The sequence below is a fragment of the Neisseria sp. HMSC067H09 genome (assembly GCF_001814135.1).
In the GTDB taxonomy this organism is placed as follows: Bacteria; Pseudomonadota; Gammaproteobacteria; order Burkholderiales; family Neisseriaceae; genus Neisseria.
Map to the genome: position 1 here is coordinate 1 of NZ_KV814907.1, position 9,727 is coordinate 9,727.

The 9,727-nt window shown below is 54.3% G+C and carries 9 protein-coding genes; 3 read left to right on the plus strand and 6 right to left on the minus strand.

Annotated features, from left to right (window positions below; all coding sequences use genetic code 11):
- Nucleotides 1–36 precede the first annotated feature (36 nt).
- The 4 genes from HMPREF2954_RS05410 to HMPREF2954_RS05425 form a co-directional block, all read right to left on the minus strand.
- Entirely contained in the window at nucleotides 37–789 is a 753-nt protein-coding gene (locus HMPREF2954_RS05410; RefSeq protein WP_045075094.1) for a lysophospholipid acyltransferase family protein, read from the minus strand.
- Between the two features lie 83 nt (nucleotides 790–872).
- Nucleotides 873–1,451 (minus strand): D-glycero-beta-D-manno-heptose 1,7-bisphosphate 7-phosphatase, encoded by a 579-nt coding sequence (gmhB, locus tag HMPREF2954_RS05415; RefSeq protein ID WP_045075091.1) that lies wholly within the window; start codon nucleotides 1,449–1,451, stop codon nucleotides 873–875.
- A gap of 37 nt (nucleotides 1,452–1,488) precedes the next feature.
- Entirely contained in the window at nucleotides 1,489–2,574 is a 1,086-nt protein-coding gene (locus tag HMPREF2954_RS05420) for a glycosyltransferase family 4 protein (RefSeq protein WP_045075088.1), read from the minus strand.
- Nucleotides 2,567–3,025 carry a DUF7832 domain-containing protein gene (locus HMPREF2954_RS05425; RefSeq protein ID WP_045075086.1) on the minus strand — a complete coding sequence of 153 codons (459 nt, stop codon included), beginning with the start codon at nucleotides 3,023–3,025 and terminating at the stop codon, nucleotides 2,567–2,569. The genes HMPREF2954_RS05420 and HMPREF2954_RS05425 overlap by 8 nt, the downstream gene beginning before the upstream one ends.
- A 214-nt stretch (nucleotides 3,026–3,239) precedes the next feature.
- Between HMPREF2954_RS05425 and HMPREF2954_RS05430 the strand changes: the two genes are divergently transcribed.
- A complete protein-coding gene (locus HMPREF2954_RS05430) occupies nucleotides 3,240–4,472 on the plus strand; it encodes a multidrug effflux MFS transporter (protein ID WP_045075083.1) in 1,233 nt (410 codons plus the stop codon).
- A gap of 151 nt (nucleotides 4,473–4,623) precedes the next feature.
- Here HMPREF2954_RS05430 and HMPREF2954_RS05435 read toward each other — a convergent pair whose 3' ends face one another.
- Nucleotides 4,624–4,920, minus strand: coding sequence for a hypothetical protein (locus HMPREF2954_RS05435; RefSeq protein ID WP_039407352.1), 297 nt, complete (start codon nucleotides 4,918–4,920; stop codon nucleotides 4,624–4,626).
- Nucleotides 4,921–5,175: 255 nt separating this feature from the next.
- Between HMPREF2954_RS05435 and HMPREF2954_RS05440 the strand changes: the two genes are divergently transcribed.
- On the plus strand, nucleotides 5,176–6,234 hold the full coding sequence (locus HMPREF2954_RS05440; protein ID WP_045075080.1) for an AI-2E family transporter: 1,059 nt from the start codon (nucleotides 5,176–5,178) through the stop codon (nucleotides 6,232–6,234).
- Between the two features lie 234 nt (nucleotides 6,235–6,468).
- On the opposite strand, the gene HMPREF2954_RS05445 is transcribed toward HMPREF2954_RS05440, so the two are convergent.
- Entirely contained in the window at nucleotides 6,469–7,161 is a 693-nt protein-coding gene (locus tag HMPREF2954_RS05445) for a YgjP family zinc-dependent metalloprotease (RefSeq protein WP_070689044.1), read from the minus strand.
- Nucleotides 7,162–7,306: 145 nt separating this feature from the next.
- On the opposite strand from HMPREF2954_RS05445, the gene uvrD reads away from it, so the two are divergent.
- Nucleotides 7,307–9,514, plus strand: coding sequence for a DNA helicase II (gene uvrD / locus HMPREF2954_RS05450; RefSeq protein WP_045075078.1), 2,208 nt, complete (start codon nucleotides 7,307–7,309; stop codon nucleotides 9,512–9,514).
- Nucleotides 9,515–9,727: the final 213 nt, after the last annotated feature.

The window sequence follows — 9,727 nt, forward strand, 5'->3', positions numbered from 1 at the left end:
AGGTCGTCTGAAAACTGATTTTCAGACGACCTTTTATCATGATGGCGATGCTGTTGTTTTCTTATTTTTTGCGGCAAACGGTCCTTTTCCTTCGATAAGGGGTTGTTGCGTTTCAATCCGTTTTTCGCATTCCGCCATCAATTCGGCTTCCGTGCCGCTGCCGTGGGGGATAACGGGGTTGATGACGACGGTGATGGTGCCGGGGTGTTTGAGAAAGGAATTTTTCGGCCAAAATTCGCCGCTGTTGAGGGAGACGGGGACGATGTCCATTTCAAACATTTTAGCCATGCGCGCGCCGCCGAGTTTGTAGCGGCCTTTTTCGCCGGGCGGCAGGCGTGTGCCTTCGGGGAAGATGGTAATCCAGTAGCCTTCGTTTTTGCGCGCCATGCCTTGTTCCATCAGTTGTTTGCTGGCTTCGCGGCTGTTGCTGCGGTCTATGCCTATGGTTTTGACGAGTTTCAGTCCCCAGCCGAAGAAGGGGATTTTGAACAATTCGCGTTTGGCGACGTAAACCTGCGGCGGGAAGATTTCTTGCAGGGCAAGGGTTTCCCAGCCGCTTTGGTGTTTGGCGCAGATGATGGAGGGGCGGTCAGGGATGTTTTCGGCACCGATGAGGCGGTATTTGAGTCCGATGATGTGTTTGAGCGACCAGTTGAGGATGCGTACCCATATTTGCGCCATTTTGTGCGCGCCGCCTTGGACGGGCAGGGCGAGGAGCATGAAGGGGAAAAGTAAAATCAGGCTGGTGCTGAGGATGAACCAGTAGGTCAGGTTGCGGATGAGGAGCATGTTTTTACCTGTCGGATGGGTCGTCTGAAATCTTGTTTGGGCTTGAAACGGGGCGAAACAGGGTTTCAGACGACCTCGTGTATTTATGGGTTTGCCTGTCCGTCTGTAAGGTCTTGTGCGGACTCGTGCATGATGTATTGGGAGAAGGCGAGCAGGCTGTCGAAGACTTGGGTGTTTTCGGGTAATTCTTTTTCCTGTTGCGACAAGGTTTTCTTGCCTTTGCCGGTCAGGACGAGCGCGGTTTTGCCGCCGGCTTCGTGCATGGCTTGCAGGTCGCGCAGGCTGTCACCGACCAGCCAGGTTTCGGCAGGGTCGGCTTTGAAGCGTTCGAGGATGTCGTAAATCATGCCGGGCTTGGGTTTGCGGCAGTCGCAGTTGTCGGCGGCGGTGTGCGGGCAAAACCAGATGCCGTCGATTTCGCCGCCCGCCTGACGGACGAGGCGGTGCATTTTGGCGTGCATTTCGGTCAGGTCTTGGACGGTGAAGTATTTGCGGCCGATGCCGGATTGGTTGGTGGCGACGGCGATGTTGTAGCCTGCCTGCGTCAGGAAGGCGATGGCGTCCATACTGCCTTCGATGGGTATCCATTCGTCTACGGATTTGACGAAGTCGTCGCGGTCTTGGTTGATGACGCCGTCGCGGTCGAGGATGATGAGTTTCACGGATGTTCCTGTCAGAAGTTCGAGGTCGGTTTAGATATTAAGGTCGTCTGAAAACGGGTGGTTTGTTTATTCGGACGGTCTCCAACATATCTATGGTTTGGCTGATGTGGTGTTCTAATGTCGGATTGTAGTTTAATGCCTGTATCGGGTCGGTAAGTTTATGTTTGCCTTGTTGTTTGAGGGCGGCCGCTTGGACGACGGCCTGGGCCAGTGTTTCGGGGCGGCTGCGCGAGAAGAAAAAGCCTGCTTCATCGTTCATGACTTCGGTACATGCCATGTTGTCGGAGAGGACGACGCGCGTGCCGCACAAGACGGATTCGACGCCGACCAGTCCGAAAGGCTCATACAGGGACGCCATGATGGTGAAGTCGGCGGCGCGGTAGAGTTCGGGCATGTTTTTGCAGAAACCCAGTTCGACGACGTTTTTCATGGGACGCGGCAGCGGCGAACCGGCGACGGCGAGTTTGACGGGCAGGTCGGTGTGTTCGAAAAAGTCCGCCAGCAAATCGAGCCCTTTGCGCTTGTGGCCGGTCGAGGGGAACAGGAACACGGTTTCGTCGTCCCGAAAGCCGTATTTCGCGCGGACGGCGGCAGTTTCATCGGGAGCGGGGCGGAAGCGGGCGGTATCGGCAGGCGGGTGGATGACGCGGATTTTTTCGGGCGGTACGTCGTAGAGTTGGGTCAGTTCGCGCTGCATCAGGTGCGAATGTGCCATGATGGATTTGGCCGTCGCGTAGTTGCTGCGGTTGCGGCGGATGGTGAGGCGGTCGAGCAGGCCTGTTTTTTGCTCCATGTTATGCAGGTAGCCCAAGTGTGTGCCGCCGCAGGCGAATATATCCGCATGGTCGCAGGGGTTGCAGGCAATAAGGGGGTTGCTTTCGCGGCGGACTTTTTTGAAGGCACGGCTGAAGAAGAACGGCCGCAGTTTTTTGGGCATGAGGTTTTGATTGACAAGGCAGGCGTTGACCAGGGCGTATTCTGCCGTGCTTGTGTCGATTTTGGCGGCGTAAGCGTTGATGTTGATATTTTGCGCGCTCAAACCGCGGATCAGGTCGAAGGCATAACTTTCCATGCCGCCTCCATGCCGGAGGCAATTAATGGTCAAGTCGATTGTTTTAATCATTTTTTGACTGTTCCAAATGGTTTTTCCATTGCTCAAACGCTGCCTGAAAGACGGGTTTGAGGCGTTTGTAGATTTCGGGGGTGTTGGGGACGTGGTAGAAGCCGCCGAGCGACGGGGTGTCGAGGGTGCGGACGTAGTCTTCTAAGAATGCGCCGTAGCCGTCTTCTTCATTGTCGTAGTAATAGGAGGTGAATTGCCGCCCTTGTTCGGTGAAGTCGTCGGGCATGAGCGCGCCGTCCATGTGTTTGAGCAGGAAGCGTCTGCCGCTGGTTCTGCCTTTGAGCATATTGGCGAAATCTTCCGCGCTTTCGGGGGCGGTTTGCCAAACGGGATTCGCCAGCCCTGCCTGCGCCGCCCATATCCAGTACATACCGATATGCGTGGCGGCTTTTTCGGACGGCAGGCCTTCGGGATATTCTTCGTCTAGGTGGAAGCGGATGTTGTCGTACATGGACGGTCATGTGCTGTGATTCGGGGGGTGTTTATTGTAACGGAAAACGGGAGAGGTCGTCTGAAATCTGTCGGGACGTTTTTCAGACGACCTCTTTGTTAATAGGGGGAGTATGCTGCGGCCTGGTATGAAAACATGATATACTTCTTTTTATTTCAACCGCCTAGGATATGTCAGGGCGGTTTGTTTCGTTTGAACATTCTGAAAGTCCCTTATGTCCCAATCCACCCCCGCCCCGCTGGGCGAAAAGCAAATGGCGGTTTTGATGGCGATGTTGGTTGCCCTGATGCCGTTTTCGGTCGATGCCTACCTGCCAGCCATTCCGGAAATGGCGCAGTCGCTGAGCGCGGATATACACCGCATTGAGCAGAGCTTGGTTTTGTTTATGTTCGGTGTGGCGTTCGGGCAAATTGTCGGCGGCGCGGTTTCGGACATCAAGGGGCGCAGACCGGTGGCTTTGGTCGGTTTGAGCATTTATTTTGCGGCCGTTGCCGCGCTGACGATGGTGCAGTCGGTGGACGGGCTTTTGAACCTGCGTGCCGTACAGGCGTTCGGAGCGGGGATGACGGTGGTCATCGTCGGGGCGATGGTGCGCGATTATTATTCGGGCAGGGAGGCGGCGCAAATGTTTGCCTTAATCGGCATTATCCTGATGGTCGTGCCGCTGATTGCACCTATGTTCGGCTCTCTGTTGCAGGAATTGGGCGGCTGGCGTTTTATTTTCGGTTTTTTGGCGGCGTATTCGTTTATTTTGTTCATCTTGGTGTTTGCTTTCCTGCCGCGTCCAAAGCAGACGGGCAAAATCGGGATGGACATTTTCGGACTAGTGGCGGGCAGGTTCGCCAGAGTGCTGAAGACGCGGGCGGCGATGGGCTATCTGTTTTTTCAAGCGTTCAGCTTTGCCTCGATGTTTGCATTTTTGACGGAATCGTCTTTTGTTTACCAAAAACTGTACCATGTTACACCGCGCCAATACGCTTGGGTGTTTGCGCTGAACATCCTCACGATGGCTTCGTTTAACCGCATCACGGCATGGCGGCTGAAAACGGGGGCGCACCCGCAAAGTATTTTGAAATGGGGCATTATCGTGCAGTTTGTGGCGAACCTGACGATGGTACTGCTGGTCTGGTCGATGGGACTGCCGCCGATGTGGGCTTTGGTGCTTTGTGTAATGTTTTCGGTAGGCACGCAGGGCTTGGTCGGCGCGAACACGCAGGCTTGCTTTATGGCTTATTTCAAGCAGGAAAGCGGCAGCGCAAACGCGGTATTGGGCGTGTTCCAATCCATCATCGGCGCAAGCGTGGGGCTGTTGGCGACGCGGCTGCACAATGGTTCTGCGTTGGTGATGGCGGGCATGATGCTGACCTCGACGGCGTGCGGGATTGTGTTGCTTTGGCTCTGCTCGCATCAGGCTTGGAAAGAAAACGATAAAAGCGAATATGTGTGAATCGTGAACGGCAAAAGGTCGTCTGAAATCTTCAGACGACCTTTTGCCTGCGGTAGACATTTAATGGCCTAAATTCAAAAAGGACGACAGCCGTCAAAACGGTGCGTGGGAAATGAAATCCCTCTTTTAATTCAGTCCACTATCATCCTGCTTATTTTGCAGGAGCTTGTTCGGTCGGAGTGGCTGCGGGTGCGGTTTGGGTTGCAGCCTGACCTTGTTCGCCCAACGCATTGGTTTCGGCATCGGCGGAAGTGGCTTCAGTTGTTGCAGCTTCGGCGGCTTTGTCTTGTTTCAATTCGTTGGCTTGTTTTTTAGCTTTATTGGCTTTTTTGTGAACGTGTTCTGCTTTAGCGGCTTTGCCGGAAGCAGGTTGTGCCATAGCTACAGGAGCAGCGATCAGACCGGCAGAAACAAGAACGAGAGAGGTCAATTTAGACAATGTTTTCATGTGTAATATCCTTTCGGGAAATTTGTCTGATAAAATCATTCCGTCAAATGCCAAATGGCAATTTGCGTAAAGACAACCGCATAACTGCTTGGTGCGATTGAGTTTTTATTGTAACGGTTTGTTTGTAAACCGAAGTCAGGTCAAGCGAAATTGAAATAAAGTTTCAAAAGGCGGGTTAACCCCCTTGTCCTGCTTTATTAATCGTACCTCATAGCTTGATTGTTTAAATTTATATATTTCATGGCATTACATTCAATGATTTTCGAACACTCCCGCTTCCGCAATGCATCCTACATCTTGATGGGGCTTGCCCTGTTTGTGGTGCTGTATTTCCACTTTTTGCCCCTTTTGCTCGCCGTTATCCTGACCTACGTCTTCATCACCAAGACCAACGGTCTGATTCTTTGGCTGCGCCGCCGTACGCTCGCGCGCAATACGTTTCTGCACAAATCGCTCAACGCGCACAACATCAACCTGATTTCGACCACGCTGACCATAGGCATCGTATTGACGGTTATCCTCTTGATGTCGCTGGGGATTTACCATCTGATTCACGGCGGGCATATCCCCGTCATGCTGACCAAGCTGGCGGCGATTCTGGAAGACACGAAAAACAGCAGCAGCCTGCCACAGTCGGTTTTGAACATGCTGCCCAACAATACCGCAGAAATCAAAGCCTATGCAGTCAAATTGATTGAAGAATACAGCGCCGCGCTGACGCGCATCAGCAAAAACAGCTTCACCTCGTTCGTGTATATCCTTATCGGCATCATCATCGGCGCGATGCTCAGTTTCCACCGCCTCAACATGCGCAAAAACCGCCGAAAAATGCCGCCCTTCAAGGCAGAACTGGTGCGGCGGATTGTGAACTTCGAAACCAGCTTCGAGCGCGTGTTTCTGGCGCAGGTCAAAATCTCGCTGATCGATACCGCACTGACGGGCGTGTACCTTTATCTGATCCTGCCGCTTTTCGGCGTGGAGTTGCCGTTTAAAATAACTGTGTTGGTGATCGCCTTCATCGTCGGACTGATTCCCGTGGCGGGCAACCTGATTTCCAACACCATCATTATCATCTTGAGCCTCGGCGCGTCTTTATATGTAGCGGTCGCTTCGCTGGTGTTTCTGGTCGTCATCCACAAGCTCGAATATTTCCTGAACGCGAAAATCATCGGTTCGGAAATCGAATCAAGCGCGTGGGAACTGCTGGTGGCGATGGTCGTGTTCGAACGGATTTTCGGCGTCGGCGGCATCATCGTCGCACCGGTTTATTATGCGTATCTGAAGAATGAGTTGAAGCAGCAAAGGCTGATTTGAGTTGATGCGGTAATACAGAGAGGTCGTCTGAAAAGCTCGAAATAGGTTTTTCAGATGACCTTTTTTCAGCTACGGCAACCTGATCCCTTCCCACGGCTGGTGAGGGAAGGTTAGGATGGGGGTGGCTTGCGGATATACGGTATAAGGGGCAAGAGCCACACTCTCTCCAATTCTCTCCAGCCGGACGGGAGAGGACGGATTCTCGCGGGCGAAGCCCACGCTACGGTTCCCCCTTCAACCCAGCACAAACAATTCCCGCCCGTGCGCCTTCAGCCAACTTTTAGCATTGTCGGTATGCGGCGTCAGCGTGTTCACCAAATGCCAAAAGCGCGGACTGTGGTCGGGGTGGCGGAGGTGGCAGAGTTCGTGGATGCAGACATAGTCGGCGACGTACTCGGGCGCGTCGATCAGCCGCCAATTGAGGCGGATGCCGGTGTGCGGGCGGCATACGCCCCAAAAGGTTTTAGCGTTGCTCAGGTCTGTGGCAGCGGGAGTCAGCCCTGTTTCGGCTGCGTGTTTTTCAAGGCGGGGCAGCAGGTATTCGCGGGCGCGTTCGTTCAACAGGCGGCGCAGGTGGTCGATTTGTGCGGCGGTTTCTTTTCGGGGAAGCAGGATTTCAGACGACGTGATGCGGATATGGTTTTGGCTGTGAGTATCCAGCTTAGTCTTTACTCCCCGATACCAAATCCACTCAGGTAAATTTGGGTGGGGAATGGGATGTGCGGACGTTTTGGCAAGCGTGTTCCGCAATATCGTTTCGTTTGCCGCCAGCCAGTTTGCCAACGCGTGGTCTTGAAAAAAGGGTGGGACGTTGATGCTGACCGTCTGCATATTGACGGGGCGCAGAATCAGATTTTTCTTGGCACTGCGTTTGAGTTCGACGGTGATTTGCGTACCGTCGGCAAGGGTATGAAGGAAGCGAGTCATGGTTTCGAAAGAATGAATTTTAGGCGGAGGATATAGCGTTTGCATCGTGGAATGCAAGCAAAAGGTCGTCTGAAACATCTTTTCAGACGACCTTTGCCGTTTCCATTAAAATACCGTATTCCCATTTTTCAGACGGCCTCTTCCCATGTTTCCCGACCAATCCGCCCCCAATCTGCTGCAAGGCTTGAACCCCGAACAACTCTCCGCCGTAACCTGGCCGCCGCAATCCGCCCTCGTTTTGGCGGGCGCGGGCAGCGGCAAAACCCGCGTGCTGACCACGCGCATCGCATGGCTTTTGCAAACCGGTCAGGCGAGTGTACACAGCATTATGGCGGTTACGTTTACCAACAAAGCCGCCAAAGAAATGCAGACCCGTTTGGGCGCGATGATTCCCGTCAACGTCCGCGCCATGTGGCTCGGCACGTTCCACGGCTTGTGCCACCGCTTTTTGCGCCTGCACCACCGCGATGCCGGCCTGCCCTCTTCCTTCCAAATTCTCGACAGCGGCGACCAGCTTTCCCTGATCAAACGCCTGCTCAAAAGCCTCAACATCGCCGAAGAAATCATCGCGCCGCGTTCGCTGCAAGGCTTTATCAACGCGCAAAAAGAATCCGGTTTGCGCGCTTCCGTATTGAGCGCGCCCGATCCGCACACGCGCCGCATGATTGAGTGCTACGCCGAATACGACAAAATCTGCCAACGCGAAGGCGTGGTCGATTTTGCCGAACTCATGCTCCGCAGCTACGAAATGCTGCAAAACAACGAAATCCTGCGCCAACACTATCAAAACCGCTTCAATCACATTCTGGTCGACGAGTTCCAAGACACCAACAAACTGCAATACGCCTGGCTGAAACTGATTGCCGGCAACCACGCCGCCGTCTTTGCCGTCGGCGACGACGACCAAAGCATTTACCGTTTCCGCGGCGCAAACGTCGGCAACATGACCGCACTGATGGAAGAGTTCCACATCGACGCACCCGTCAAACTCGAACAAAACTACCGCTCCGTCGGCAACATCCTCGCCGCCGCCAACGCCGTCATCGAAAACAACGACGAACGCCTCGGCAAAAACCTGCGCACCGACGCCGAAGCAGGCGACAAAATCCGCTACTACTCCGCCTTTACCGACCTCGAAGAAGCCCAATTCATCGTGGACGAAACCAAAGCCCTCGAACGCGAAGGCTGGGATTTGGACGAAATCGCCGTCCTCTACCGCAGCAACGCCCAATCCCGCGTTATCGAACAAAGCCTGTTCCGCAGCGGCATTCCCTACAAAATCTATGGCGGACTGCGCTTTTACGAACGCCAAGAAATCAAACACGCGCTCGCCTACCTGCGCCTCGCCGTCAATCCCAACGACGATAATGCCCTCTTGCGCGTCATCAACTTCCCCCCGCGCGGCATCGGCGCACGCACCATCGAAAATCTTCAGACGGCCTCAAACGAACAAGGCATCACCCTTTGGCAGGCAGCCTGCAACGCCGGCGCAAAAGCCACCAAAGTCGCCGCTTTCGTCCGCATCATCGAAGCCCTGCGCAACCAAGTCGGACAACTGCCCCTGCCCGAAATCATCGTCGGCATCCTCAAAGACAGCGGACTGACCGAACACTACAAAACCCAAAAAGGCGACAACCAAGACCGCCTCGACAACCTTGACGAACTCGTCAACGCCGCCATCGAATTCAAACCCGAAGACAGCAACTTCGAAATCCTGCCTGACAACATTTCAGACGACCCCGCCTTCCCCATCCTCGCCTTCCTTAGCAACGCCGCCCTCGAATCCGGCGAAAACCAAGCAGGCGCAGGCGAAAAAGCCGTCCAACTCATGACCGTCCACGCCGCCAAAGGCTTGGAATTTAACGCCGTCTTCCTCACCGGCATGGAAGAAGGCCGCTTCCCCAGTGAAATGAGCCTTGCCGAACGCGGCGGCCTCGAAGAAGAACGCCGTCTCATGTACGTCGCCATCACCCGCGCCCGCAAACGCCTCTACATCACCATGGCGCAGCAGCGCATGCTGCACGGACAAACCCAATTCGGTATCGTCTCCCGCTTCGTCGAAGAAATCCCACCCGAAGTATTGCACTACCTGTCCGTCAAAAAGACCGCCTACGACAGCTACGGCAGCCCACGACCAACCGCCGCGTCCAAAGACAAAATCGTCGACGACTACAAACAGCCGCAAACCTACGCAGGCTTCCGCATCGGACAAAACGTCCGCCACGCCAAATTCGGCACCGGCGTCATCATCGATGCCGTGGACAAAGGCGAATCCGCCCGACTGACCATCAACTTCGGCAAACAGGGCGTAAAAGAGCTGGATACCAAGTTTGCGAAATTGGAAGAGATGTGAAAAGGAAGATGGCAGAGGTCGTCTGAAACCCGTAGCGTGGGCTTTGCCCACGAATCAAACTCAAAATTTCAGACGACCTCTTACCCAACATTATCGTGGGCAAAGCCCACGCTACAATGAATACCGACGAGGCAAAAGGCCGTCTGAAAACGGGAGGAGCAATTTTGCCGAAACCTCCTCCGTCATTCCCGCGCAGGCGGGAATCCAGAAGTT